The 25,146-nt window shown below is 72.0% G+C and carries 28 protein-coding genes; 16 read left to right on the top strand and 12 right to left on the bottom strand.

The window, feature by feature from the left end:
- Positions 1-14: 14 nt before the first annotated feature.
- Positions 15-1,985: a peptidoglycan recognition family protein gene (locus tag FB157_RS36825; RefSeq protein WP_186581855.1), complete on the top strand. Its 1,971-nt coding sequence runs from the start codon at positions 15-17 to the stop codon at positions 1,983-1,985.
- 24 nt (positions 1,986-2,009) lie between these two features.
- Here the strand turns inward: FB157_RS36825 and FB157_RS36820 are convergent, their stop codons facing one another.
- Entirely contained in the window at positions 2,010-2,333 is a 324-nt protein-coding gene (locus tag FB157_RS36820) for an amidohydrolase family protein (protein WP_145885064.1), read from the bottom strand.
- Here FB157_RS36820 and FB157_RS36815 point away from each other — a divergent pair.
- Positions 2,332-2,616: a hypothetical protein gene (locus FB157_RS36815; RefSeq protein ID WP_186581854.1), complete on the top strand. Its 285-nt coding sequence runs from the start codon at positions 2,332-2,334 to the stop codon at positions 2,614-2,616. The genes FB157_RS36820 and FB157_RS36815 overlap by 2 nt on opposite strands.
- Positions 2,617-2,635: 19 nt before the next feature.
- On the opposite strand, the gene FB157_RS36810 is transcribed toward FB157_RS36815, so the two are convergent.
- Positions 2,636-3,361 carry a DUF2625 domain-containing protein gene (locus FB157_RS36810; protein WP_145885063.1) on the bottom strand — a complete coding sequence of 242 codons (726 nt, stop codon included), beginning with the start codon at positions 3,359-3,361 and terminating at the stop codon, positions 2,636-2,638.
- Positions 3,362-3,409: 48 nt separating this feature from the next.
- Entirely contained in the window at positions 3,410-3,907 is a 498-nt protein-coding gene (locus FB157_RS36805; protein WP_145885062.1) for a hypothetical protein, read from the bottom strand.
- An 87-nt stretch (positions 3,908-3,994) separates the two neighbouring features.
- Here FB157_RS36805 and FB157_RS36800 point away from each other — a divergent pair, with 87 nt between their 5' ends.
- From FB157_RS36800 to FB157_RS36790, 3 genes are all read left to right on the top strand, one after another.
- Positions 3,995-4,777 (top strand): maleylpyruvate isomerase family mycothiol-dependent enzyme, encoded by a 783-nt coding sequence (locus tag FB157_RS36800; protein ID WP_145885061.1) that lies wholly within the window; start codon positions 3,995-3,997, stop codon positions 4,775-4,777.
- A 94-nt stretch (positions 4,778-4,871) separates the two neighbouring features.
- Entirely contained in the window at positions 4,872-5,231 is a 360-nt protein-coding gene (locus tag FB157_RS36795) for a DUF779 domain-containing protein (protein WP_145885060.1), read from the top strand.
- A gap of 144 nt (positions 5,232-5,375) precedes the next feature.
- Positions 5,376-6,542 carry a phosphodiester glycosidase family protein gene (locus tag FB157_RS36790; RefSeq protein ID WP_398947845.1) on the top strand — a complete coding sequence of 389 codons (1,167 nt, stop codon included), beginning with the start codon at positions 5,376-5,378 and terminating at the stop codon, positions 6,540-6,542.
- Between the two features lie 40 nt (positions 6,543-6,582).
- On the opposite strand, the gene FB157_RS36785 is transcribed toward FB157_RS36790, so the two are convergent.
- The 6 genes from FB157_RS36785 to FB157_RS36760 form a co-directional block, all read right to left on the bottom strand.
- Complete coding sequence (locus tag FB157_RS36785) at positions 6,583-6,777, bottom strand: hypothetical protein (protein ID WP_097256038.1); 195 nt, start codon at positions 6,775-6,777, stop codon at positions 6,583-6,585.
- A gap of 102 nt (positions 6,778-6,879) precedes the next feature.
- Entirely contained in the window at positions 6,880-7,743 is an 864-nt protein-coding gene (locus tag FB157_RS36780; protein WP_145885058.1) for a phosphatidylinositol-specific phospholipase C/glycerophosphodiester phosphodiesterase family protein, read from the bottom strand.
- A gap of 173 nt (positions 7,744-7,916) precedes the next feature.
- Positions 7,917-8,999, bottom strand: a complete 1,083-nt coding sequence (locus tag FB157_RS36775) for an acyl-CoA dehydrogenase family protein (RefSeq protein WP_145885057.1) — start codon at positions 8,997-8,999, stop codon at positions 7,917-7,919.
- The gene (locus FB157_RS36770; RefSeq protein WP_145885056.1) at positions 8,996-10,177 is read right to left on the bottom strand and encodes an acyl-CoA dehydrogenase family protein; all 1,182 of its coding nucleotides are present in this window, start codon (positions 10,175-10,177) and stop codon (positions 8,996-8,998) included. Before FB157_RS36770 ends, FB157_RS36775 begins: the two co-directional genes overlap by 4 nt.
- Positions 10,174-11,145 carry an NADPH:quinone oxidoreductase family protein gene (locus FB157_RS36765; RefSeq protein WP_145885055.1) on the bottom strand — a complete coding sequence of 324 codons (972 nt, stop codon included), beginning with the start codon at positions 11,143-11,145 and terminating at the stop codon, positions 10,174-10,176. Before FB157_RS36765 ends, FB157_RS36770 begins: the two co-directional genes overlap by 4 nt.
- Positions 11,146-11,232: 87 nt before the next feature.
- Positions 11,233-11,814 carry a helix-turn-helix domain-containing protein gene (locus FB157_RS36760; RefSeq protein WP_145885054.1) on the bottom strand — a complete coding sequence of 194 codons (582 nt, stop codon included), beginning with the start codon at positions 11,812-11,814 and terminating at the stop codon, positions 11,233-11,235.
- Between the two features lie 78 nt (positions 11,815-11,892).
- On the opposite strand from FB157_RS36760, the gene FB157_RS36755 reads away from it, so the two are divergent.
- The 5 genes from FB157_RS36755 to FB157_RS36735 all read left to right on the top strand — a co-directional run bounded on the left by FB157_RS36755 (position 11,893) and on the right by FB157_RS36735 (position 16,583).
- The gene (locus FB157_RS36755; protein WP_145885053.1) at positions 11,893-12,822 is read left to right on the top strand and encodes an NAD(P)/FAD-dependent oxidoreductase; all 930 of its coding nucleotides are present in this window, start codon (positions 11,893-11,895) and stop codon (positions 12,820-12,822) included.
- Positions 12,823-12,852: 30 nt separating this feature from the next.
- Positions 12,853-14,391, top strand: coding sequence for an ATP-dependent DNA ligase (locus tag FB157_RS36750; protein ID WP_145885052.1), 1,539 nt, complete (start codon positions 12,853-12,855; stop codon positions 14,389-14,391).
- Entirely contained in the window at positions 14,388-14,861 is a 474-nt protein-coding gene (locus FB157_RS36745) for an NUDIX domain-containing protein (RefSeq protein WP_145885051.1), read from the top strand. The genes FB157_RS36750 and FB157_RS36745 overlap by 4 nt, the downstream gene beginning before the upstream one ends.
- A 74-nt stretch (positions 14,862-14,935) precedes the next feature.
- On the top strand, positions 14,936-16,321 hold the full coding sequence (locus FB157_RS36740; RefSeq protein ID WP_145885050.1) for an NADP-dependent succinic semialdehyde dehydrogenase: 1,386 nt from the start codon (positions 14,936-14,938) through the stop codon (positions 16,319-16,321).
- A 25-nt stretch (positions 16,322-16,346) separates the two neighbouring features.
- Complete coding sequence (locus FB157_RS36735; protein ID WP_145885049.1) at positions 16,347-16,583, top strand: DUF6213 family protein; 237 nt, start codon at positions 16,347-16,349, stop codon at positions 16,581-16,583.
- Here the strand turns inward: FB157_RS36735 and FB157_RS36730 are convergent.
- The gene (locus tag FB157_RS36730) at positions 16,580-17,242 is read right to left on the bottom strand and encodes a transcriptional regulator (RefSeq protein WP_145885048.1); all 663 of its coding nucleotides are present in this window, start codon (positions 17,240-17,242) and stop codon (positions 16,580-16,582) included. The genes FB157_RS36735 and FB157_RS36730 overlap by 4 nt on opposite strands.
- A 163-nt stretch (positions 17,243-17,405) precedes the next feature.
- Between FB157_RS36730 and FB157_RS36725 the strand changes: the two genes are divergently transcribed.
- The 3 genes from FB157_RS36725 to FB157_RS36715 all read left to right on the top strand — a co-directional run bounded on the left by FB157_RS36725 (position 17,406) and on the right by FB157_RS36715 (position 20,297).
- Complete coding sequence (locus tag FB157_RS36725) at positions 17,406-18,470, top strand: type III polyketide synthase (protein ID WP_145885047.1); 1,065 nt, start codon at positions 17,406-17,408, stop codon at positions 18,468-18,470.
- On the top strand, positions 18,467-19,681 hold the full coding sequence (locus FB157_RS36720; protein ID WP_145885046.1) for a cytochrome P450: 1,215 nt from the start codon (positions 18,467-18,469) through the stop codon (positions 19,679-19,681). Before FB157_RS36725 ends, FB157_RS36720 begins: the two co-directional genes overlap by 4 nt.
- Positions 19,682-19,799: 118 nt before the next feature.
- Positions 19,800-20,297, top strand: a complete 498-nt coding sequence (locus FB157_RS36715) for a cupin domain-containing protein (RefSeq protein WP_261386771.1) — start codon at positions 19,800-19,802, stop codon at positions 20,295-20,297.
- A 14-nt stretch (positions 20,298-20,311) separates the two neighbouring features.
- On the opposite strand, the gene FB157_RS36710 is transcribed toward FB157_RS36715, so the two are convergent.
- Positions 20,312-21,541, bottom strand: a complete 1,230-nt coding sequence (locus tag FB157_RS36710; protein WP_145885045.1) for an acyl-CoA dehydrogenase family protein — start codon at positions 21,539-21,541, stop codon at positions 20,312-20,314.
- A 171-nt stretch (positions 21,542-21,712) separates the two neighbouring features.
- Between FB157_RS36710 and FB157_RS36705 the strand changes: the two genes are divergently transcribed.
- The gene (locus FB157_RS36705; RefSeq protein WP_145885044.1) at positions 21,713-22,357 is read left to right on the top strand and encodes a TetR family transcriptional regulator; all 645 of its coding nucleotides are present in this window, start codon (positions 21,713-21,715) and stop codon (positions 22,355-22,357) included.
- Positions 22,358-22,414: 57 nt separating this feature from the next.
- Here the strand turns inward: FB157_RS36705 and def are convergent, their stop codons facing one another.
- Positions 22,415-22,969: a peptide deformylase gene (gene def, locus FB157_RS36700; protein WP_145885043.1), complete on the bottom strand. Its 555-nt coding sequence runs from the start codon at positions 22,967-22,969 to the stop codon at positions 22,415-22,417.
- 150 nt (positions 22,970-23,119) lie between these two features.
- On the opposite strand from def, the gene FB157_RS36695 reads away from it, so the two are divergent.
- Both FB157_RS36695 and FB157_RS36690 read left to right on the top strand, forming a co-directional pair.
- On the top strand, positions 23,120-24,358 hold the full coding sequence (locus tag FB157_RS36695) for a MurT ligase domain-containing protein (RefSeq protein ID WP_145885042.1): 1,239 nt from the start codon (positions 23,120-23,122) through the stop codon (positions 24,356-24,358).
- 21 nt (positions 24,359-24,379) lie between these two features.
- Entirely contained in the window at positions 24,380-25,108 is a 729-nt protein-coding gene (locus tag FB157_RS36690) for a type 1 glutamine amidotransferase (protein ID WP_145885041.1), read from the top strand.
- Positions 25,109-25,146 lie beyond the last annotated feature (38 nt).

Raw genomic sequence — 25,146 nt, 5'->3', positions numbered from 1 at the left:
TCGGAGGCACCTTCATGAAAAAACGCGTCGCCCCCCGCGTCTCCAGTGCCGTACGCGGGCACCGGCGGATCATCTGCGTGACCGCTTCGGCGGCGCTGCTGGTGCCGTTACTGATCGACCGCTCAGGGGATGTGGCTCCGTCCGACCAACGTCTGCAGGACGACTACAAGGCCGCCGCGAACGAGTACCACGTCCCCCGGAGCGTGCTCATGGGCGTCTCCTACCTGCAGTCGAGGTGGGACTCGCACCAGGGCGCGCCGAGCGTCGTCGGCGGCTACGGTCCGATGCACCTGGTGGACGCGCCCCAGCCCCCGCAGACAGCGCAGCCCAAGAAGGCACGGCAGCGCGCGGGGACGGCGGGATCGTCCTCCTCGCGCACGCAGGCCCCCGCGGCGGACCTGCGCCGGGCCGCACGCCTGACCGGGCTTCCGGCCGAGGAGCTGCGGACGGACGACGCGGCCAACGTACGCGGCGGGGCGGCGCTCCTCGCGGCCACCCAGCGACAGCTCGGCAAGCCGCTCAGCCCCAATCCCGCGGACTGGTGGGAGACCGTGTCCACCTTCCCGGGGGCCGCCGACCGGGCCTCGGCGGAGACCTTTGCGGACGACGTCTTCGACGTGATCCGCCGGGGCGCGCACCGCATCACCGACGTGGGCCAGCGGGTCACCCTCGCGGCGAGCCCCCGTGTCCGACCGCACCGCCCCGCCACCACCGGCGCGCCGCACCCCAAGGAGGTCGACTGCCCGCCGGAGCTGGCCTGCTCCTGGCTCAGCGCGCCGTACGTCCGGATCGACGACGACGAGTACGGCAACCACCAGCTGGCCGACCGGCCCAAGGACCAGCGGATCGACTACATCGTCATCCACGACACCGAGGCGCCGCTGGCGTCGATGCTGCAGACGATCCAGGATCCGGAGGAGGCGTCGTGGCACTACTCCATCCGCTCCCGGGACGGCCACATCACCCAGCACATCAAGATCAAGGACGCGGCCTGGCACTCGGGCAGCCAGTTCGTGAACGCCCGCTCGATCGGGATCGAGCACGAGGGATTCCTGCGGCATCCCGATGCCTGGTACACGGAGACGATGTACCGGTCCTCGGCCCGCCTGGTGAAGTACCTGGCGAAGAAGTACGGGGTTCCGCTCGACCGGCAGCACATCTTCGGCCATGACAACGTGCCGGCGCCGACCGAGGACTCCATCCCTGACATGCACGACGACCCGGGCCCCTTCTGGGACTGGCGGCACTACTTCGACCTGCTCGGCGCGCCGCTGAAGGCGACGGCCGGGCCGGACAGCGACGTCGTGATGATCCTGCCGGACTACCCCACGCACAACCCGCTGTTCACCGGCTGCACCAAGAGCGGTGTGAAGTGCGCGCCGCACGGCTCCAGCGCGGTGCGCCTGCGGACCGACCCGTACGACAACGCTCCGCTGATCCAGGACCCGGGCCGGCACCCCGACGGCGCGGACTCCACCGTGGACGTGAACGACCTGGGGTCGCGGGTCTCCGCGGGCCAGACCTTCGCGGTCGCCGGCCGCAGCGGCGACTGGACGGCGATCTGGTTCCAGGGGCACAAGGCCTGGTTCAGGAACCCGAAGAGTCACCCGACGGCGGTCGGTGCGCGCGGCCGGATGGTGACCCCGAAGGAGGGTCTGAGGGAGGTCGAGGTGTTCGGCCGCGCCCTGCCGGAGGAGGACGCCTATCCGGAGGGGACGGACGAACAGCCCGAGGAGTCGCCGCTCCCATACACCATCCGTGCGGGCCAGCGGTACGTGACGCAGTCCCGCGTCCTCGGTTCCTACCTGCAGAAACCTTCCTCCGACGACTCCCCGTCCCCCGTGGTGCAGGGCCAGGAGGAGTACTACGAGATCCAGATCGGCCACCGGCTCGCCTATGTCCGGGCGAGTGACGTCGACGTGATCAAGTCGGCGTCCGCGGCGGCGGGCCCGCCCGGACAGGCGGCGCCCGTTCCCCAGCGCTGACCCGAAGGGCACCCCGGCCGTCGGCTACAGGCCGGCGGCCCGGTGCGTGGGCCGGCCGGCCAGCACCGTGCGGACGACCGGCAGACGGGCCGGCTCGGTGTCGGGGACCTCCAGCGGGTTCTCGGCCGGCACCGTCAGGTCGGCGCGCCGGCCGACGGCGAGCCGGCCGGCGAGGTGCTCCTCCCCGGCGGCCCAGGCCGCGTTGACGGTGATGCCCTGCAGCGCGGTGAGGGCCTGGCCGGGCCCGTGCGGAGGCAGGGCGCCCTCGGCCTCCAGAGCGGCGTACACGGACAGGCTCTCCCCGTTGGCGTCCATGGCGTGGCCGCCGGTGAGGCCCGCCGCCGCCATGGCGTTCAGGACCTCCGCGGTGCGGGCCCGTACCTCGGCCCCGGTGGGCCGGGGTACGACGGCCTCGACCAGCAGCCCCTTCTGGTACACCGGCGGGGTCAACCGGTCCGGCGCGCCGGCCCTCGCGGCGGGCGTCGCCGCCTCCGCCGCGTGCGCCGACACCGTGTACAGCGAGCCGGTGGCCGCCGCCCTGGGCGGAATCGACCTCGCCCTGCCCGTGGGGCTTCTGATGGCTTCCGGGGTGTACGCGGTGTCGATGCGCGCCCTGCGCCGGCCGGGGTGAGCGGTCGGGTGGCGGTGTCTCAGACCTCGCCGAGGAAGCCCGGATCGGCCGGGCCCAGCTGCCGGGCGAAGTCCGCCGCCACCCCCAGGACTTCGCGCATCGCCACGGCCCGCCGGGTCGTGGCCGCGAGGTCGTCCTGCGCCTCCTCGGACCACAGGAACGGGTAGACGGTGATGCCCTGCGAGAGGTCCAGGGCGGCGGCCTCCTCGCGCCAGCCCGGCGGGCGCAACCCCTCGTAGAACGTCTCCAGCCGACCGGACAGGAGCCACCACACCCAGGTGGAGTGGCCCATGTCCAGGGCCTCCCACTCCAGGGTGTCGGGAGCGAAGTACGTCATCTGGCCGGGATCGCCCGGGCGGCCCGCTCCGGCGGGGTCGTGGCCGTTGAGCGCGAACACCCCGCCGAGCACGTCGTGCCCGACGACCAGACCCGAGGCGGGGCGCCAGGCGGGATCGAATTCCTGCGGGAAGCCGTTGACCCGGCCCAGACCGGGCAGACCGCCCGTCGCCGACGAGCCGCCGCCGTACACCCGCAGCCACCCGTCGTCCAGGACGAGCCCACCGCAGTTCAACGCGAGCGCGCCGAGCGTGGAGCGCGCGGTGACCTGCATCTGCAGCAGGCACCGGCGGCCTTCGCCGGGGTCGCCCGGCAGCACACGGACCGGCACGGCACTGGCCGCGAGCTGTTCCTGGAGCTCCGGCCAGGCCGGGTCGTCCACCTGGGCCAGTTCGTCGATCTCGCGCATCCGGGGATCATGGCACGCCCGGGGAGCCTGGCCCCGGCCGCCCCCCGGTCAGCCCCGACCGCTGTTCCCGCGGCGCTTCCGGTTCGGCCGGTGCGGGCGCCGGAGCGTGTCCAACTCGCCCACGGCCGCACGGATGTGCGGCGGGTCCTGCGGGTCCGTCGTACCGGCGCACCACCACGAGGGCCGGCCGGACACCTCGCGTACGTGCATCCCCAGGTCGTGCACGGAGCAGACCGGCCACGCCTGCCACAGGAGTTCCGAGACCGTCTCCTGCGCGGCCTCGGCCACGGACACCAGGACGTCGGCGGCGGTTCGCGGGTCGGCCCACAGGGGGTTCCCGTGCCACTCGCCGTTGGCGAGGGCGACGTAGACCTGGTCCGGTTCACCCTCCTCCCAGGGTATGGCGAAGAGGCACAGGGGCCGTTGCTCCGGCAGCGTCACCGCCAGGTCGCGGTTGACCGCCGCCAGGGCCTCGTCCCAGAGAGGGTGTTCACCGGCGTGCACGAGGCGCGGTTCGGGCCGGTCGAAGGGCGAGTGGTAGCGCATGGGGGCATCCTCTCCCAGGCACCCGCCCACCCGGCATCTCCCCATGTCTAGGATGCCCTTGGCGGACGTCTGGGCCCTGGAGTGTGCATGAACGTTTCCCCCGCGATGGGCGCGGCCGGCGTCGACGCCCTGATCGATGGCGTCGTCCGCTCGGCGGCCCGGCTCGCGCAGACCGTGGACGGCCTCGGCGACGCCGAGTACCGGGCGCCCTCCGGACTCGCTCCCTGGAGCCGGGGCCAGGTGCTCGCGCACATCGCGGGCGGTGCGGACGCCTACGTGTGGCTGCTGCGGCTGGCACGTACGGGTTCCGCGCCGGGACCCCGGCAGGATGCGGCCGCCCTGGCCGAGGCGGCCGGGCGGACCGCCGCCCTGCCCGCCGGCGCCCTGGCCGACCGGACCCTGCGGGCCCTGGATCTGGTCGTGGCGGAGGCCCGGGAGATGCCCGCAGCCAGGTGGGACACGCTGGTGTCGGCACTCGCGGGCTGGCGGCACCCCGCCTGGTACACCCTGCTGCGGTGTCAGCGGGAACTGGAGCACCACCATCTCGACCTGGGCCTGGGGTACGGAACCGCCGACTGGCCGACGTCGTACGTGTCCTGGGCGCTCGACGAGACCCTCGCCGCTCTGCAGACCCAGGGTCATCCCCTCTCCCGTGTCGAGGCGGTCGACCTGGGCCGTCGCTGGTGCCTGTCCCCCGGCGGCCCCTCGGTCGCCGGGCCCGGGCACCTCCTGCTCGGCTGGCTCAGCGGGCGGACTCCGGCCACGGGCCTGGTCCTTGACGGTCCGGCGACCCTGCCCGCTCCCCCGCGGTGGCCGCAGCCGCCGACGCCCGGATGGGGCCGGACCGACGAGGTCCCCGGCCGCGGCTGACCCACGGCCCGCTCGAAGAACGCGTGCTGGACGCACCGCTGACGAGCCGTGAGACTGGGCACCCGAGACGCCCCGGCTCTCCAGGACGGTGACCATGGAAGTGGAAGTCCCCCGCGTCGAACTCACCCCGCAGGCCGCCGAGCTGGTGCGCAGGCTGCGGTCCGAGCACGGTCCGCTGATGTTCCACCAGTCCGGCGGCTGCTGCGACGGCAGCGCGCCCATGTGCTACCCGGACGGCGAGTTCCGCACCGGCGACTCCGACGTGCTGCTGGCGGAACTGGCGGTGGAGGGCGTCGAGGAGCCCGTGACGTTCTGGATGTCGAGGAGCCAGTACGAGGTGTGGAGCCACACCCGGCTGATCGTCGACGTGGTACCCGGACGGGGGAGTGGATTCTCGCTGGAGGCACCCGAGGGGGTGCGTTTTCTCACCCGTTCTCGCGTAGTCGACGCCTAGCTCCCCCGCGCGCCATCGCCGTCTGCTGCACTTCCCTTGAGTTCTGGGACAGTTGACGAGACATCAGGGGGCGCAGTGGCGCACGATCGGCGGCAGAAGACGGCAGGCAGATCGGTTCTCACGGTTCTCACGGCGTTCGGTGTACTGGCCGGTGCGGCCCTGGCGGGGGCGGCACCGGCCGGTGCCGTACCGCTGGGCAGACGGGTCGCGCCCGGTGTCGCCTACCGGCAGTTCGACATCGAGGAGGCGGCGGGCAAGGCACACGCCCACCTGCTCACCGTCGATCTGAACAATCCTCATGTCCGACTGGATCTGTTGTACCCGGGGTCGGTGGCGGCCCGGGCGACCGTCTCCAAGCTGGCCGACTCGGCCGGCGCGGTCGCGGGGGTCAACGGCGACTTCTTCAACATCAGCGAGACGCAGCACCCGGGCGTGGAGGCGACGGGCGCGACCGTGGGACCGGCGATCGCGGGCGGGCAGGTGCTCAAGGCGGCGGTGCCGAAGGGGCAGCGGTTCGGGCCCTCGCTGCCGCCCGGGACGACCACGACGGACGTCCTCGGCGTGGGCACCGACAGACGGGCCCGGCTGGACCGCCTCACCCTCAGCGGCTCGGTCGGCACGCCGGACGGGCGGATCCCGCTGAGGGGCCTCAATCAGTACGCGCTGCCGCAGAACTCCGTCGGCGCCTTCACCTCACGGTGGGGCAGCGTCTCCCGGGAGCGTGCCACCTGCGGCACGGACACCGACCGGGCGGGGGCGTGCAGCAAGGACACCCACGAGGTGAAGGTGCGGGACGGTGAGGTGGTCTCCGCCTCCGATGCCCCGGGCAGCGGCCCGATCCCCGCGGACACCACGGTCCTGGTGGGGCGCGAGGAGGGCGCGCAGCAGCTGCGCAAGCTGTCCGTGGGTGACGAGGTGACCGTCACGCACGACCTGGTGGCGGCCACGGCCAAGGTCCCGTACAGGTTCGCGATCGGCGGCTACCCGGTCCTGCGGGACGGCAGGCCGCTGTCCGGCCTGGACGACAGCACCTCGGCCGTGCGCACCGTCGTGGGCCTCGCGGACGACGGGCACAGGATGCTGCTGCTCGCGCTGGACGGGGCGGCGGCCTACCGCACGGGCATGACCATCGCCGAAGAGGCCGACCTCATGGCCGACTTGGGCGCGTCCGACGCGTTCAACCTCGACGGCGGCGGCTCGACCGAGATGGCCACCCGGGACACGGGAGCGAGCAGCGTGACGGTCCGCAACCACCCGAGCGGCGGCGCCGAGCGCCCGGTCCCGAACGGCATCGGGGTCTTCTCGTCCTGAGCGCGACGGCGCACAGGCCCCAGGGCCTGCCGGACAGGCCTTAAGGCCGCAGGCTGCCCACCAGGTCGGCGGTCGCGGTGAGGCCGCTGTGGATCGTGGGCGCCATGCTGGTGCTGGCCAGGTAGAAGCCGAGCAGCATGCAGACCAGGCCGTGCGAGATCTTCAGGGCGCCGTTGCGCATGAAGATCACGACAATGATCAGGAGCAGCAGCACCACAGAGATGGAAACGGCCATCGGGAACCTCCTCCGCCACGCCCCATGAGCGGCGTTCGGCCGCAAGTGTGGCGTAGCGGGGGGTTCGTCCGGGCGGCTGACATGTCCTCCGATCGAGTGGTCTTACCCGGACTGGTGTGCGTCCAGGAAGACCTCGAGACCGGTGAGGTCGTCGGTGTTGAGGTGGTCGACGCCACCGGCGAGCAGTTCCGTCCACAGGGCGTCCCGGGAAGCACCCGCCGCGTCCGGGGTCGCCCAGAACCTGATCCGCTGCCCTCGCGCGTGGGCGGCACCGGTGATATCGCGCAGCTTCTCCCGCTCGGCGTCCGGGAACGGGCCCTCGCCCAGCCAGGTGAAGTTCAGCGTCCAGTTGTCGCTGATCAGCGGGACGAAGGAGGCGGGGGCCGGACCGCCGAGGTCGGTGAGCCGGCCGTCGTAGAAGGCCCGGCGCCCGGTCTGGGCCTCCATGGGGACACGGGCCGCGCGGTCACCGGAGACGACGGCGGTGACCGGACCGTGGTGGACCCGGCCGTGCGCGTAGCGGGTGAACAGCTGCGGGTAGCGCCGCAGGTGCCGGTCGAGTTCGACGTACGTCGAGGAACCCTCGGTCTTGATGTCGATGAGGAGCTGCAGCGGCTTGCGCCAACCCCGGTACACACAGCCGTGGTTGGCCTTGACGCGGGCGGCGAGCGGGTCGAGGTAGAGGGACTCGAGGGTGCGGGTCGGGTCCAGCTCGGAGCTGTCGTGCCCGATGAGCAGCTGGTCGCCGACGAGGAAGATGTCGGCCTCGACGCTGCCGAAGCGGTGACCGAGGGCGTCGAACAGGGGCCGCGAGTGCTCGTAGTCGTTGTGGGCGTGCGCGTGCCACAACGGGCGCGGGCCACGGCCGCCGCCACCCGCCCGGGCCTGGCCGGCGGGCAGGGCGCCCGCGCCCGCGAGGGCGGCGCCGAAGGTGGTGAGGGCTCTGCGACGGGTGATGAGGGCCATGCGCTGCCTCCCTTGAGGGGCCGGAGGGGACCGGGGAGAGTATGCGTGCGCACTCCGCTCAAATGGCCCTGTCCTGCGCTGAGTTGGCCGGACCGCTGCCCTCTGTTCACTTGGCGGTGGGGGTGCGCCCGAAGAAGCCCGCCCCAGGTGGGGCAGGCTTCACGCGCCGTGGGTCAGGGCGCCCGGAGGTCGACCAGTTCGGCCAGGGCCTCCCGGTGGGCGCCCGCGGTGCCGTAGGCGATCGAGTCCGCCTTGGCCCGCTTCAGGTACAGGTGGATCGGATGTTCCCAGGTCATGCCGATACCGGCGTGGAGCTGCACCGCCTCCTCGGCCGCGTGGACGGCGACGGGCGCCGCGTACGCCTGGGCGACGGCGACCGTGACGTCGGCGTCGTCGCCGGAGGAGAGCGCGTCGGCGGCGGCGCGGGCGGCGGCCCGGAGGTTGACGACCTCCAGCCACAGCTGGGCGAGCCGGTGCTTGAGCGCCTGGAAGCCGCCGACCGGCCGGTTGAACTGCTTGCGCTCCTTCAGGTACCGGACGGTCTCGGTCAGCGCCCAGTCGGCGACGCCGAGTTGCTCGGAGGCGAGCAGTCCGGCGGCGCTGCGCAGGGCCCGTCGTACGGCGGGTTCCGCGTCGCCGATACGGCGGCCGGGCGCGCCGTCGAGGGTGACGGTGGCGAGCGGGCGGGTCAGATCCAGGGAGGTCTGCGGGGTGACGGTCACGGCGTCGGAGGAGACCGCGTACAGCCCGCCGTCGTCGGCCGGGACGAGCAGGACGTCGGCGGCGGCCGCGTCCGCGATGCCCGTCAGCTCCCCGTGCAGGGTGCCGTTCTCCAGCCGTACGGTCCTGACGGCGGCGCCGGCGGCCGAGTGCAGCCCGACCGCGAGGGCGCCGATGGCGCGCCCGGAGGCCAGGCGGCCCAGCAGCTCCTCGTCCGCGCAGGCCAGCAGGGCCTCGGTGGCCACCACCGCGCTGGTGAGGTACGGGACGGGCGCGACCGCCCGGCCCAGCTCCTCCAGGACGACGGCCACTTCACGGTGGGTGGCGCCCTGGCCGCCCTGTGCCTCGGGCACGAGCAGCCCGGCGAGGCCCATGCCGTCGGCGAGGGACTTCCACAGGGCGAGGTCGTGCGGGGCGTCCGACTCGGTGCGGGCGATCACGCCGGCCGCGTCGCAGTGGTCCGTGAGCAGGTCGCGGACCGCGGCGCGCAGCGCCTCCTGCTCCTCGGAGTAGAGCAGATCCGGCTGTGTGCTCATCGGGCCAGGTCCTTCCATGCGACGTCCTTGTCGGTGCGCGGCTCGGCGGGCAGGCCCAGGACGCGCTCGGCGACGATGTTCAGCAGGACCTCGCTGGTCCCGCCCTCGATGCTGTTGCCCTTGGAACGCAGGTAGCGGTAGCCGGCGTCGCGGCCGACGAAGTCCACCAGTTCGGGGCGCCTCATCGTCCAGTCGTCGTAGAGGAGCCCCTCCTCGCCCCGGAGTTCGACCTCCAGACCGCTGATCTCCTGGTTGAGGCGGGCGAAGGCGAGCTTCATGCCGGCGCCCTCGGGGCCGGGCTGGCCCGCGACGAGCTGCTGGCGCAGCCGCTCGGCGGTGAACCGGGCGACCTCGGAGTCGACCCAGAGCTTCAGCAGCCGCTGGTGCAGGTCGTGGGTGCGCAGTCCCGGGCGTTCCCGCCAGGTCCTGGAGACCGGGCCGATCATGCCGCCCTCGCGGGGCAGGCGCATGCCGCCGATGGCGACGCGCTCGTTGTTGAGCGTGGTCTGGGCGACCCGCCAGCCGTCGCCGACCGCGCCGAGGCGCCGGGAGTCGGGGATGCGGACGTCGGTGAGGAAGACCTCGTTGAACTCGGCCTCGCCGGTGATCTGGCGCAGCGGCCGCACGTCGACGCCCGGGTCGGTCATGTCGCAGATGAAGTAGGTGATGCCCGCGTGCTTGGGCACGTCCGGGTCGGTGCGGGCGATGAGGATGGCCCAGCGGGAGTTGTGCGCGCCGGACGTCCACACCTTCTGCCCGTTGACCACCCACTCGTCGCCCTCCCGCACGGCCCGGGTGCCGAGCGCGGCGAGGTCGGAGCCGGCGCCGGGCTCGCTGAACAGCTGGCACCACACCTCCTCGCCGATCCACAGCGGTCGCAGATAGCGCTGCTTCTGCTCCTCGGTGCCGTACTTGAGGATCGTCGGGGCGGCCATGCCGAGCCCGATGCCGTTGCGGCGCGAGTCGTTGTCGGGAGCGCCGGCCGCCTCCAGCTCGGCGTCCACGACGACCTGCAGGGAGCGCGGGACACCGAGTCCGCCGAGGCCCCCCGGGTAGTGCACCCAGGCCAGCCCCGCGTCGAAGCGGGCCTTGAGGAAGTCGAGGCGGTCGGTGGCAGCGGGCGGATGCGCGGCCAGCAACTCCTGTGTACGGCGGCGCAGTTCTTCGGCGTCGATCACGCGGCGGCTCCCTTGTCCATGACCACGGCCACCCGGCCGGTGGTCACCCCGTCGGCGACCCGCTGCACGGCCGCGGCGGCGTCGGCGAGCGGTACCCGCTCGCTCACCAGCGGCTTGATCGCGCCCCGTGCGGCCAGCTCGGTGAGCTGCTCGTGACAGTGCAGGACCAGCTTCGGGTTCTTGGTGTTGTACAGGCCCCAGTGGAGGCCGAGGATCGAGTAGTTCTTCACCAGCGCGTGGTTGAGCGCGGGGCTCGGGATGGTGCCGCTGGCGAAGCCGACCACGACGATCCGGCCCTCGAAGGCGACGACCTTGGCGGACTGGGCGTAGGCCGCGCCGCCGACGGGGTCGTAGATCACGTCGGCGCCCCGGCCGCCGGTGGCCTCCTTCACGGCGGCGACCACGTCCTCGGTGCGGCGGTCGACGACCACGTCACAGCCCAGCTCCCGGGCGACGGCGGCCTTGTCGGCACCACCCACCACGCCGATCACGGTGGCTCCGGCCGCCTTGCCGAGCTGTACGGCCGCGCTGCCGACCCCGCCGGCGGCGGCGTGCACGAGCAGGGTCTCCCCCGCTTCCAGGCGGGCGCGGCGGTGCAGGCCGAACCAGCCCGTCTGGTAGCCGATGTGCAGCGCGGCGGCCTCGGCGTCGTCCAGGGATTCGGGGGCGGGCAGCAGGGCGCGGGCGTCGGCGAGCGCGTACTCGGCGAAGCCGCCGTACGGCAGCGCGGGGTTGGCGATCACCCGGCGGCCGTCCTCGGTCTCGGCGCAGATCTCCACACCGGGTGTGAAGGGCATCGGCGGCCGTATCTGGTACTGCCCCCGGCACATCAGGGCGTCCGGGAAGTTGATGTTGGCGGCGCGCACGCGCAGCAGCACCTGGCCCTCGCCGGGCGTGGGCCGCTCCACCTCCGTCAGGCGCATCACCTCGCTCGGCTCACCGTTCTCGTGCACTTGCCATGCCTGCATGCGGGGCCTCCACGGGACTGCTTCGTCTGACCGGGTCCGATCGCATACTAAGCGGTCGCTTGCCATTCGGGAAACAGGCCGGGCACGTCACTTGCGCGCCGGCCTCGCCCGTACGTGCATCCGCTCCCCCTGCGGACCGAACAGGCTGAGGAACTCCACCGGCCCTTCTCCCGTCGACCCGAACCAGTGCGGTACCCGCGTGTCGAACTCCGCCGCCTCCCCCGCCGACAGCACCACGTCGTGCTCCCCGAGCACCAGCCGGAGCCTGCCCGAGAGCACGTACAGCCACTCGTAGCCCTCGTGGGTGCGCGGCTCCGGCTCCTGCCTGCGCTCGGGTTCGCGGACCTTGAAGGCCTGGAGGCCGCCGGGCTGGCGGGTCAGCGGCCAGAAGGTACGGCCGTGCCGCTCCAGGGGCTTCGCACGCACCCGGGGGTCGCCGACCGGCGGGGCGCCGACCAGCTCGTCCAGCGGCACCTGATGGGCCTGGGCGATGGGCAGCAGCAGCTCCAGGCTCGGTTTGCGCAGACCGGACTCCAGCCGGGACAGGGTGCTGACGGAGATGCCGGTCGCCTCGGACAGCGCCGCCAGGGTCACCTCCCGTTCCTTGCGGATCCGCCGGAGCCTCGGGCCCACGCCCGCCAGGACGTCGTCGGTGTTCTCGGTACTCATGCCCGTATTGCAGATTCGGCAAAGAAGTTTGTCAATGCGGCAGCGGGTGGGCGACCGTCGGACGCGGAGGTGGTCACCGTGACCGAGACGTACGAAGTGGTGGTGGTCGGGGGCGGCCCGGCCGGCCTGTCCGCCGCGCTGGTGCTGGGCCGGGCCCGGCGGCGCACGCTGGTGGTCGACGCGGGCGAGCCGCGCAACGAGCCGTCCGCGCACCTGCAGGGCTATCTCTCCCGGGACGGCATGCCGCCCGCCGAGTTCCTGGCCGTGGGGCGCGAGGAGATCGCGCGGTACGGCGTGGAGCTGGTCCGGGACCGGGCCGTGGACGCGACCAGGGCCGAGGACTTCACCGTGGTGCTCGCGAGCGGCCGGACCGTACGGGCGCGGCAGCTGGTGGTCGCCACCGGCCTGAAGGACGAGCTGCCGCCGGTCCCGGGGCTCGCCGAGCGGTTCGGCCGGGACGTGATCCACTGCCCGTACTGCCACGGCTGGGAGGCCCGCGACCGGGCGACCGGCGTGCTCGCGAGCAGCCCGACGAGCGTGCACCAGGCGCTGATGGTGACGCAGTGGTCGAAGGACGTGCGGTTCTTCCTGCACGAGGTGCGCGAGACGGAGCTGGCGGACGAGGACCGGCGCAGGCTGGCCGCCGCCGGGGTCACCGTCGTACCCGGTCCGGTCGCGGAGGTGCTCGCCGAGGAGGACCGACTCACCGGAGTACGGCTCGCGGACGGCATGGTCCACGACCGCGAGGTGCTGTATGTCGCGCCGCGTGCCGTTCCGCAGAACGCCCTGCTCGTGCGGCTGGGCGCGGAACTGCGCGAGACTCCCTTCGGCAGCTTCCCGGTGCTCGACGAGCGGGGCCTGACGACCGTGCCGGGCCTGTGGGCGGCGGGCAACGCCGGCGGCTTCGCCGAGCAGGTGGTGAACGCGGCGAGCCGTGGCTACCGGGCCGGGGCGGCGATCAACGGCGAGCTGCTCTTCGCGGATCTCGACGCGGCCGTGCGGGTGTAGAGACCGCACCCGCGGTGCAACCATGACTGCATGCTGCTGTCCCGGCTCGCCGAGGTGTCCCGGGAGGTCGCCGCGACGGCCGCCCGGTCCCGTAAGACCGCGCTGCTCGCGGAACTGTTCCGGGAAGCGGAGGCGGACGACGTGCCGATCGTCATCCCCTACCTGGCCGGACGGCTGCCGCAGGGGCGGCTCGGCGTCGGCTGGAAGGTGCTGAGCCGACCGGTCCCGCCGGCCGCCGAGCCCTCGCTGACCGTGCGGGAGGTCGACGCCCGGCTCGGCGGGCTGGGCAAGGTGTCCGGGGCCGGCTCCCAGGCGGAGCGGGCCCGCATCGTCGGCGAGCTGATGGGCGCGGCCACCGGGGCGGAGCAGCACTTCCTGCGCGGCCTGCTCACCGGTGAGGTGCGGCAGGGCGCGCTGGACGCGGTCGCCGTGGAGGGTCTGGCGCAGGCGACCGGCGCGGATCCGGCGGACGTCCGGCGCGCGGTGATGCTCGCCGGGTCGCTGCAGACGGTGGCACAGGCCCTGCTGGCACAGGGGCCCGGGACGCTGGACCGGTTCCGGCTCACGGTCGGCCGCCCGGTGCTGCCGATGCTGGCGCAGAGCGCCTCCTCGGTGGCCGAGGCGGTCGAGAAGCTGGGCTCGTGCGCGGTGGAGGAGAAGCTGGACGGCATCCGGGTCCAGGTCCACCGGGAGGGCAGCGCGGTCCGGATCCACACCCGGACGCTGGACGACATCACCGACCGGCTGCCCGAAGTGACCCGGGCGGCCCTGGGGTTGGCGAGCGACCGGTTCATCCTCGACGGCGAGGTGATCTCCTTCGGCGCGGACGGCCGGCCCCGCTCCTTCCAGGAGACCGCGGGCCGGGTGGGCTCCCGGACCGACGTGGCGAAGGCCGCCGCGGAGGTGCCGGTCTGCCCCGTCTTCTTCGACGTGCTGCTGGTCGACGGCCAGGACGTCCTCGACCTCCCGTGCTCCGAACGGCACGCGCTCCTGGCCGATCTGGTGCCCGCGCCGCTGCGGGTCCGCCGGACCGTGGCGTCGGGGCCGCAGCACGTTCCCGACGCGGAACGCTTCCTCGCCGACACCCTCGCCCGCGGCCACGAGGGCGTGGTCGTGAAGGCGCTGGACGCCCCCTACAGCGCGGGCCGGCGCGGTGCGTCCTGGCTGAAGGTCAAGCCCGTGCACACGCTCGACCTGGTCGTCCTGGCCGCCGAGTGGGGCCACGGCCGCCGCACCGGCAGGCTCTCCAACCTCCACCTCGGCGCCCGCAACCCGGACGGCACCTTCGCGATGCTCGGCAAGACCTTCAAGGGCATGACCGACGCGATGCTCGCCTGGCAGACCGAGCGGCTGCGGGAGCTGGCCGTCGAGGACGACGGCCGGTTGGTCACCGTACGCCCGGAACTCGTCGTGGAGATCGCCTACGACGGCCTGCAGCGCTCCTCCCGCTACCCGGCCGGCGTCACCCTGCGCTTCGCCCGCGTGGTCCGATACCGCGAGGACAAGAGGGCGGCACAGGCCGATACGGTGGAGGCCCTGCTGGCGGCCCACCCGGAGGTCAAGCCGTGACGGTGCGGACGACGAAGCGCAGCGCGGGACTACTGCTGTTCCGGCACACCGACGACAGGCTGGAGGTGTTGCTCGGCCATATGGGCGGTCCCTTCTTCGCGAAGAAGGACGCGGGAGCGTGGACCGTGCCCAAGGGCGAGTACGAGCCGGACGAGCCCGCCTGGGAAGCGGCCCGGCGCGAGTTCCGGGAGGAGCTGGGGCTGGCGCCGCCCGACGGGCAGGCCGTACCGCTGGGCGAGGTCGCGCAGGCCAACGGCAAGATCGTGACCGTGTGGGCGATCGAGGCCGACCTGGACCCGGAGGCGATAACCCCCGGCACCTTCACCATGGAGTGGCCGCCGAGGTCCGGGCGGACGCAGGAGTTCCCGGAGCTGGACCGGGTGGCGTGGTTCGGCCTGGACCGGGCCCGGGCGCTGATCATCACGGCTCAGGCCGCGTTTCTCGACCGCTTGGAGGAGCACTCGGGCTGAGGGGGGCCTACGCGTTGCGGTCGGCACCGCCGCGCGCGAAGGTCGAAGCAAGCCCGCTCCCAGGGAGGTCAGCCATGCCCATCGCGACGGTGAACCCGGCGAACGGCGAGACGCTCAAGACGTACGAGCCCATGGGTGAGGAGGAGCTGGAACGCCGGCTCCAGCTCGCCGAGGCGACGTTCCGCACGTACCGGACGACCACGTTCGCCGAACGCGCCCGACTGCTGAACAAGGCCGCCGACCTGCTGGAGGAGGACCAGCAGGAGATCGGCCGGGTCATGACCACCGAGATGGGCAAGCCGGTCAAGCAGGCCCGCGCGGAGGCCGCGAAGTGCGCCAAGGCGATGCGCTGGTACGCCGAACACGCCGAGGGACTGCTCGCCGACGAGGAACCGGCCGAGGCGGACGTGCGGGACTCCGGCGCCTCGCGGGTCCGGGTGCGCTACCGGCCGCTCGGGCCCGTCCTCGCGGTGATGCCGTGGAACTTCCCCCTGTGGCAGGTCATCCGCTTCGCCGCACCCGCGCTGATGGCGGGCAACGTGGGCCTGCTCAAGCACGCTTCGAACGTCCCCCAGACGGCCCTGTACCTGGAGGACCTGTTCCACCGGGCGGGCTTCAAGGAGGGCTGCTTCCAGACACTGCTGGTCGGCTCGGGAGCGGTCGACGGCGTCCTGCGCGACGAGCGGGTGAAGGCCGCGACGCTCACGGGCAGCGAGCCGGCCGGGCGGGCCGTCGCCGCCGCCTCCGGCGAGATGATCAAGAAGACGGTGCTGGAGCTGGGCGGCAGCGACCCGTTCGTCGTCATGCCCTCCGCCGACCTCGACCGGGCGGCGCAGGTCGCCGTGACCGCGCGGGTGCAGAACAACGGACAGTCCTGCATCGCGGCGAAGCGGTTCATCGTGCACACCGACGCGTACGACACCTTCGCCGAGAAGTTCGTCGCGGGCATGAAGGCGCTCAAGATCGGTGACCCGCTGGCGGAGGACACCGAGGTCGGGCCGCTCGCCACCGAGCAGGGCCGGGTCGACCTGGAGGAGCTGGTCGACGACGCGAAGCGCAGCGGCGCCCGGGTGCTGTGCGGCGGGGAACGCCCCAACTGGCCGGGCTGGTTCTACCCGCCGACCGTCCTGGCGGGCATCACCCGGGAGATGCGCATCCACCGCGAGGAGGCGTTCGGACCGGTCGCCACGCTGTACCGGGCCGACGACCTGGACGAGGCGATCCTGATCGCGAACGACTCCTTCTTCGGGCTGAGTTCGAACGTGTGGACGCAGGACGAGAACGAGGTGGAGCGGTTCGCGCGGGACCTGGAGGCGGGTGGCGTGTACGTCAACGGGATGACCGTCTCCCATCCGGCGTTCCCCTTCGGCGGTGTGAAGAGGTCCGGGTACGGGCGTGAGCTGTCCGGGCACGGAATCCGGGAGTTCTGCAACATCACCACGGTTTGGCAGGGTGCGTGAGGACTGCGCGGCTACCATCCCGTTTGTGAACCGCGAAGTGACTCTGCCTCTGATCGTCGACGACCGCGGTGCCCTGCAGGTTGCCGCGGCCGACGTGAGTAAGTTGTTGCGGACCGTCGGTGGGCGGTGGCTGCATCTTGTCGAGGCCGGGGAGCAGGGGCTCGACGAGGATACGGTCGCCGCGTTGACCATCGAGCTGGCGAAGCTCGCGGATCGTATCGACGTGGCGTGCATCGCCCACAGCAGTGGAGCTCCTGGCTAGGGAGTTTCCCCCAGCGAGTTCCAGAACATCGCCTCGTAGGACTGGAGCAGGCTTCCGTAGGCGCGGGCCAGGCCGGTGTTCAGTCGGCCGGATTCCAGTGCCTCCTCCACTGCCGCCGTCGCCTGTGCGTCCAAGGCGGGGGACGGCTGCGCGAAGAAGTCGAAGAAGGCGCAGGCCTCGTCCGAGAAGCCGTAGTGACGGCGCAGGCCTTCGGCGATGCGGGCGCAATAGCCGCCCCACGCCGAGAAGTTGGCGGTGAGGGCCAGGATCGCGTCGGCCGGGGAGGCGTTGAGGGCGAGCCAGGAGACGTAGGCGGGGTAGGCCTGGCAGCCGGGGCGGGGAACGTACGCGCGCGTCTGCTCCCCGGTCACGCCGGATGCCGCCGCGAACGCGGCCAGATGCTCCCCCGCCAGCGTCTCACCCTCGGCGAGCGAGGTGAAGAAAGCGGCCGCGGTGCGGGAGCCGGCCGCGCGCTCCGCCAGGTGTACGAAGGCGCGCCGGTCCGCGGCGATCACCCACCGCTGTTCCAGCGCCAGGGCGGCGAGGATCTCGCCGCTCGCCACGCCCCCGGCGATCAGCGGGACGAGGCGGTTGGTCCGCGGGTCCGGGGCGAGTTGAGCGGTCGTGCCGGCCAGTAGTTCTGCGGCTTCGGGCGCCATCGGGTCCTCCTGGGGGATGTACGGATTCCAGGTCCGATACATACCCCTTGTCCCCGATTCGGAGTAATCCGACGAGAGATCGTCGCCCCCTCGGGTGAACCTGGGTGGACCACCTTCTCACCGGCGGGCGCGAGTCCGCGGACGGCGAAAGCAGGGACGGCTCATGGCGACTTTGTGCAGACCCTCGGTGTCCGTACCCGAACACGTCATCACGATGGAGGAGACGCTGGAGCTGGCACGTACGCACCACGCGGACCACCCCCAGCTCCCGCTGGCCCTCCGGCTGATCGAGAACACGGGCGTCCGCACCCGGCACATCGTGCAGCCCATCGAGGAGACCCTGAAACACCCCGGGTTCGAGGAACGCAACAAGCTCTACGAGGCCGAGGCGAAGGCCCGCGTCCCCGCGGTGATCCAGCGCGCGCTCGACGAAGCGGAGGTCCTGACCTCCGACATCGACGTCATCATCTACGTGTCGTGCACGGGCTTCATGATGCCGTCGCTGACCGCGTGGCTGATCAACGAGATGGACTTCCCGTCCAACACCCGCCAGCTCCCCATAGCCCAGCTGGGCTGTGCGGCCGGCGGCGCGGCCATCAACCGGGCCCACGACTTCTGCTCGGCCTACCCCGAGGGCAACGCCCTCATCGTGGCCTGCGAGTTCTGCTCGCTGTGCTACCAGCCCACCGACCTCGGCGTCGGCTCGCTGCTGTCCAACGGCCTGTTCGGCGACGGCATCGCCGCTGCCGTGGTGCGCGGCCGGGGCGGATCGGGCGTCCAGCTGGAGCGCAACGGCTCGTACCTGATCCCCAAGACCGAGGACTGGATCGCGTACGACGTCCGGGCCACCGGCTTCCACTTCCTGCTGGACAAGCGGGTGCCGACCACCATGGAGCCGCTCGCCCCGGCGCTCCAGGACCTCGCGGGCACGCACGGCTGGGACGCCGCCGACCTGGACTTCTACATCATCCACGCGGGCGGCCCCCGAATACTCGACGACCTCAGCAAGTTCCTGCAGGTCGACCCGCACGCGTTCCGGTTCAGCCGGGCCACGCTCACCGAGTACGGCAACATCGCCAGCGCCGTCGTCCTGGACGCGCTGCGCCGGCTGTTCGAGGAAGGCGGTGCCGAACACCGGGCGCGCGGGCTGCTGGCCGGGTTCGGTCCCGGCATCACCGCCGAGATGACCGTGGGCCGCTGGGTCCAGGACAGCGGGACGACTCGATGAGCGAGGAGACCCTCACCGAGACCCTGCCCCCGATCCGGCACTGGCCGGCGTTCGATCTGACCGGGACGGACTTCGACCCGGTGCTGGCCGACCTGATGCGCGAGGGCCCGGTCACCCGCGTCCAGCTGGCCAGCGGCGAAGGCTGGGCGTGGCTGGTCACCCGGTACGACGACGTGCGCATGGTGACCAACGACTCCCGCTTCAGCCGCGCGGCGGTCATGGGCAGGCAGGTGACCCGGCTCGCCCCGCACTACATCCCGGACCGGGGTGCGGTCGGCGTCCTGGATCCGCCCGACCACACCCGGCTGCGGCGTTCGGTCGCCGCCGCGTTCACCGCGAAGGGCGTGGAGCGGATCCGGCCGCAGGCGCGCGGCATGCTGGACGAGCTGGTCGACGAACTCCTCCAGGACGGCCCGCCCGCCGACCTGACGGCGACGGTCCTCACGCCCTTCCCGATCGCGGTGATCTGCGAGCTGATGGGCGTCCCGGCGGGCGACCGGCCCGACATGCACACCTGGACCCAGCTGATCCTGTCCTCCGCGCACGGAAAGGAGGCCAGCGAGAAGGCCAAGCGCGAGATGAGCGCCTACTTCTCCGATCTCGTCGGGCTGCGCGAGGGCAGCACCGCCGAGGACGTCACCTCGCTGCTCGGCGCCGCCGTGGGCCGGGGCGAGGTCACCCTGGAGGAGGCCGTCGGTCTCGCCGTCCTCCTCCAGATCGGCGGGGAGGCGGTCACCAACAACAGCGGCCAGCTGTTCTACCTGCTGCTGACCCGCCCCGACCTGGTCGCACGGCTGCGCTCCGATCCGGGGATCCGCCCGAGGGCGATCGACGAACTGCTGCGCTTCATCCCTCACCGCAACGCCGTCGGCCTCGCCCGGATCGCCTTGGAGGACGTGGAGATCAGGGGTGTACGGATCCGCGCGGGCGACGCGGTCTACGTCTCCTACCTGGCCGCCAACCGCGACCCGGGCGTCTTCACGGACCCGGAGACCATCGACTTCTCCCGCAGCCCCAACCCGCACGTGGCGTTCGGCTTCGGCCCGCACTACTGCCCCGGCGGCATGCTGGCGCGGCTGGAGTCGGAGCTCCTGGTGGACGCCCTGCTGGACCGGCTGCCGGGTCTGCGGCTCGCCGTACCGCCAGGACAGGTGCCTTTCAAGAAGGGCGCGTTGATCCGCGGGCCCGAAGCCCTGCCCGTGACGTGGTGAGCGGCCGATGACGACGACCGAGGGGCTGGCGGTACCGGAAGGGTCCGCGGCCCGAGGAGTGGCACAGGCCCGGGCGGACGCGCCGGTCCGGGAGGCGACGCAGACCGAGGGACTGCTGGTGCCTCCCGGCCATGGCCGCGTCGTCGCGACGTCCGCCCAGCGCGTGACGTTCAAGGTCACCGGCACCCATTCGCGCACGGCCTCCACCTTCGAGGTGGAGGTCCCGCCGGGCTTCGACGTCGGTGCCCATGTGCACACGCGCAGCGAGGAGCTGTTCTACGTCCTCGACGGCGAACTGGACGTGCTCGCCTTCGAGCCGCGTGTCCGCACCCCCGACAACTGGCAGAAGTGGGAGTCGAGTTCGGGCAGCCGTGTGGTACGGGCAACCCCGGGCACGGTGATCGTCGTACCCCCCGGCTGCCCACACGCCTTCGCCAACCCGACGGACACCCCGGCGAAGATGTTCTTCCAGGCGTCCCCGCCCCCCGATCACGAGCGCTACTTCGAGGAGCTGCTGGAGATCCTGGGGAACGGGGGGCCGCCGGACCACGAGGCGATCGAGGAACTCCGCAGGCGGTACGACATCGAGCAACTCACGCCTCTGAGACACCGCTGAGCGTCCCCACGACGCTACCGGATCGGCATCCCCGACAGGGTCCGCGCGATCACCAGCCGCTGGATCTCACTCGTACCCTCGAAGATCGTGTAGATCGCGCTGTCCCGGTGCATCCGCTCCACCGGGTACTCCCTGGTGTACCCGTTGCCGCCCAGGATCTGGATCGCCTGCGCGGTCACCTTCTTCGCGGTCTCGCTGGCGAACAGCTTGGACATGGAGCCCTCGGCCGCGGTGAACGGCTTGCCGTTGACCGCCATCCAGGAGGCACGCCACACGAGCAGCCGCGCGGCGTCGATCTGCGTGCGCATGTCCGCGAGCTGGAAGGCCACGCCCTGGTTGTCGATGATCGGCCGCCCGAACTGCTCACGGGTCGTCGCGTAGTCGAGAGCCACCTCGTACGCGGCCCGCGCGGTACCCACCGCCATCGCGCCGACGGCCGGGCGGGACGCCTCGAACGTGGCCATCGCCGCATTCCTGACCCGCTCACCGCCGGAGGCCTTCGCCCGCTGCCGGGCCCGGGCGAGCCGCTCGTCCAGCTTCTCCTTGCCGCCGAGCAGGCAGGAGCCGGGAACGCGCACGTTCTCCAGGACGACCTCGGCGGTGTGCGAGGCGCGGATGCCGTGCTTCTTGAACTTCTGCCCCTGGGACAGGCCCGGCGTACCCGGCGGGACGATGAAGGAGGCGTGGCCCTTGGAGCCGAGCTCCGGGTCGACGACCGCGACGACGACGTGGACGTTGGCTATGCCGCCGTTGGTCGCCCAGGTCTTCGTACCGTTGAGCACCCACTCGTCCTTGGCCTCGTCGTACACGGCACGCGTGCGCATGGAGGCGACGTCGGACCCGGCGTCGGGCTCGGAGGAGCAGAACGCGGCGACCTTGACGTCGTTCGCGTCGCCGTACATCTGGGGGATCCAGGTGCCGATCTGCTCCTCGGTCCCGTTGGCGAGAACGCCCACGGCGGCCAGGCCGGTGCCCACAATGGAGAGGGCGATGCCCGCGTCGCCCCAGAACAGCTCCTCCATGGCCATCGGAATACCGAGGCCGGTGGGGTCGAAGTACTGCTGCGCATAGAAGTCGAGGGAGTAGATGCCGACCTTCGCGGCCTCCTGGATGACCGGCCAGGGAGTCTCCTCACGCTCGTCCCATTCGGCGGCCGCGGGGCGGATCACGTCGGCGGCGAAACCGTGCAGCCAGTCCCGGACCTCCTTCTGTTCGTCGTTGAGCTCCATGGTGAACTCGGCCATGTCCCCTCCAGCGGCGGCGCGTACGGTGTTACTAGCGGTAACCCGAGTGTGTTACTGACCGGTAGGAAAAGTCAACTCCCGATGACGCCTCGGCATCCCGTTCGATGTCAGGGGCGTGGACAGTGTTAGTTTGCGCAGGCGTCACCGAATCAGCACGGGTGGGGAGAGCACATGGACACCACGCAGCGGACCGATCAGCAGCGGTCCGCCGACCGCCGACGGCGCGAGCTGCTGGAGGCGGCGGACCGAGTCGTTCTGCGTGACGGCCCGCAGGCCTCGATGAACGCCATCGCGGCGGAGGCCGGAATCACCAAGCCGATCCTCTACCGCCACTTCGGCGACAAGGGCGGGCTCTACGCGGCCCTGGCCAAGCGGCACACGGACGCTCTCCTCGACTCGCTGCGGGCGGCACTGGACGCCCCGGCCGAGCGACGGGAGCGCGTGGAGTCCACGCTGGACACCTATCTCGCGGCGATCGAGGCACGGCCTCAGGTGTATCGGTTCCTCATGCATCCGGCGGAGGGAAGCCAGGGGGGCGAACCGGGCTTCGACGTCGGCAAGCATTCGGCTCCACTGCTCCGGCGGATGGGTGAGGAACTGGCCCAGGTCATCGAGGAGCGGCTGGATCTCGGGCCCGGGAGCCAGCAGCTCGCCCGGGTCTGGGGGCACGGGATCGTCGGGATGATGCATGCGGCCGGGGACTGGTGGCTCGGGGAGCGGCCGTGCTCCCGGGCCGAGTTGGTGAGGTCTCTCGCCGATCTGCTGTGGGGGCGCCTCGCGGCGGCCGGGGACAGGATGGGCGGTCCGGGGTTCTGACCGCCCGCCTCCTGGCCGCGGACCGTGGGGGCTTGTCGCACAGTCCCCCGCGTCCCGTCAGGTGCGACCGCCCGCACGGTGCCACGAAGATCGCGAGATTTGTCTCATCAGTCTGCGGCGGCGCCAGCCCTCGAGGCGGTCGGCGTACACCGTGCCCTCCAGGTGGTCCGACTCGTGCTGCAGACACCTGGCGAAGAAACCCGTGCCGTGCACGGTGACCGGTTCTCCCGTCACCGTGAAACCCTCGACGACCGCGTGGTCGTGGCGTTCCGTACCCGCTTCCAGCCCCGGCAGGGACAGGCAGCCCTCCGGACCGCGGACCACCACGCCGTCGGCCTCCACCAGGCGCGGGTTCACGACATGTCCGAGATGTCGGACATCCTCGTCGTCGGGGCAGTCGTAGACGAACACCCGTAGCGGCACGCCGATCTGGTTCGCGGCCAGGCCCACCCCCGGGGCCGCGTACATGGTCGCGAACAAGTCCTCCACGAGTGCCGCCAGTTCGGGGCCGAAGTCCGTGACGTCCCGGCAGGGCTCGTGCAGGACGGGGTCGTGGAGCAGGGAAAGAGGCCGGACGCGCCCGTGGGCGCCCGGGATCGGGCCGTGTCGCATGGCGGCAAGGGTACGGTTCGTTCAGTTCATGCCCGCCGCCAGGCAAGGGCCGGGATTCGGGTGTGCGAATGGATCTCGATAGGCTGAGGCCCACACCACGTAGCCGGATGGCCCCAGGCGCGGCGCGTACGCAAGGAGGATCGAGAACTGATGGCAGGCAACTCGGACCCGCTCACGCCGCGGGCCAAGCTGGCCGTGACCGCGGGCAAGGCGGTCGCAGCGGCGTCCCGCGCCGCAGGACGCGGCAGCGGATCGGTGATCGGTGGCCGGGTCGCACTCAAACTCGACCCCGACCTCCTCGCCCGGCTCGCCCAGCACCTGGACGTCGTCCTGGTCTCGGCGACCAACGGCAAGACCACGACGACCCGGCTGATCGCGGAGGCCCTGCGGGCAGCGGGCGAGGTCGTCTCGAATGCGCTCGGCGCGAACATGCCGGCCGGCATCACCTCGGCGCTGGCCGGGGGCTCGGACGCCAAGTTCGCCGTCATCGAGGTCGACGAGAAGTACCTGGCCGGCGTCGCCCGGGACACCGACCCGAAGTGCATCGCGCTGCTCAACCTCTCGCGCGACCAGCTGGACCGCGCGGCCGAGACCCGGATGCTCGCCGAGAACTGGCGCGAGGGTCTCGCCGGGACCAAGGCCGTGGTCGTCGCCAACTGCGACGACCCGCTGGTGGTCTGGGCCGCCTCCTCGTCCCCGAATGTGATCTGGGTCGCAGCCGGGCAGATGTGGAAGGACGACGCCTGGTCCTGCCCGTCCTGCGGCGGCGTGATGCAGCGCCCGGGTGACGACTGGTTCTGCGGCGAGTGCGGCTTCCGCCGGCCGACGCCCACCTGGGCGCTGTCCGGGGACCACGTACTGGATCCGCACGGTTCCGCCTGGCCGATCCACCTGCAGCTGCCGGGGCGCGCCAACAAGGCGAACGCGGCCAGCTCCGCGGCCGTCGCCGCCGTCTTCGGGGTACCTCCGCAGGTCGCCCTGGAACGCATGTACCAGGTGCAGGCCGTCGCGGGACGCTACGACGTCGTCCAGTTCGAGGGCCGTGACCTGCGGCTGCTGCTGGCGAAGAACCCGGCCGGCTGGCTGGAGACGTTCTCCCTGATCGACCCGCCGCCCGCCCCGGTGATCCTGTCCGTCAACGCCCGCGGCGCCGACGGCACCGACACCTCCTGGCTGTGGGACGTCGACTACACGCGGCTGACCGGCCACCCGATCTTCGTCATCGGCGACCGGAAGCTGGACCTCGCTGTCCGTCTGGAAGTCGCGAACCAGCACTTCCAGGTCTGCGAGAACCTCGACCAGGCCGTGCAGATGTGCCCGCCGGGCCGGATCGAGGTCATCGCGAACTACACCGCGTTCCAGGACCTGCGCCGCCGCGTCGGCAACTGATCTTCGAAGGGCGATCACCTCATGAGCGACAACCAACTGCGGCTGGTGTGGATCTACCCCGACCTGCTGAGCACCTACGGCGACCAGGGCAACGCCCTCGTCGTGGAGCGGCGGGCCCGGCAGCGCGGCCTGGACGTGGCCCGGCTGGACGTACGCAGCGACCAGCCGATCCCGACCTCGGGTGACATCTATCTGATCGGCGGCGGCGAGGACCGGCCGCAGCGGCTCGCGGCCGAGCGGCTGCGCCGCGACGGCCATCTGCAGCGCGCGGTGGAGAACGGCGCGATCGTCTTCTCCGTGTGCGCCGGCTACCAGATCCTCGGCCACGAGTTCATCAACGACCTCGGCCAGCGCGAGCCGGGCCTCGGCCTGCTGGACGTGGTCTCGGTGCGCGGCGAGGGCGAGCGGTGCGTCGGCGACGTCCTCGGGGACATCGACCCGCAGCTCGGCCTCCCCGAGCTGACCGGATTCGAGAACCACCAGGGCGTCACCCACCTCGGGGCCACGGCGCGTCCCTTCGCCCGGGTGAAGATCGGCAAGGGCAACGGGACCGGGGACGGCACCGAGGGCGCGTACAACGGGACGGTCTTCGGCACGTACATGCACGGCCCCGTGCTGGCCCGTAACCCGCTGATCGCCGACCTGCTGCTGAAGCTGGCGCTCGACGTCAACGCGCTGCCGCCGATCGACGACCGGTGGTACGACGCGCTCCGCAACGAGCGCATCACGGCCGCGCAGCAGCCTGCGTAAGCGGCGTCTCAGCGCCGTTTCAGCGTCGTCTCAGCCGT

It is taken from the genome of Streptomyces sp. BK340 (genome assembly GCF_007827595.1).
Classification (GTDB): Bacteria; Actinomycetota; Actinomycetes; order Streptomycetales; family Streptomycetaceae; genus Streptomyces.
The sequence above is the reverse complement of the archived record's forward strand: the minus strand, read 5'-3'. Positions and strand labels throughout refer to the sequence as shown.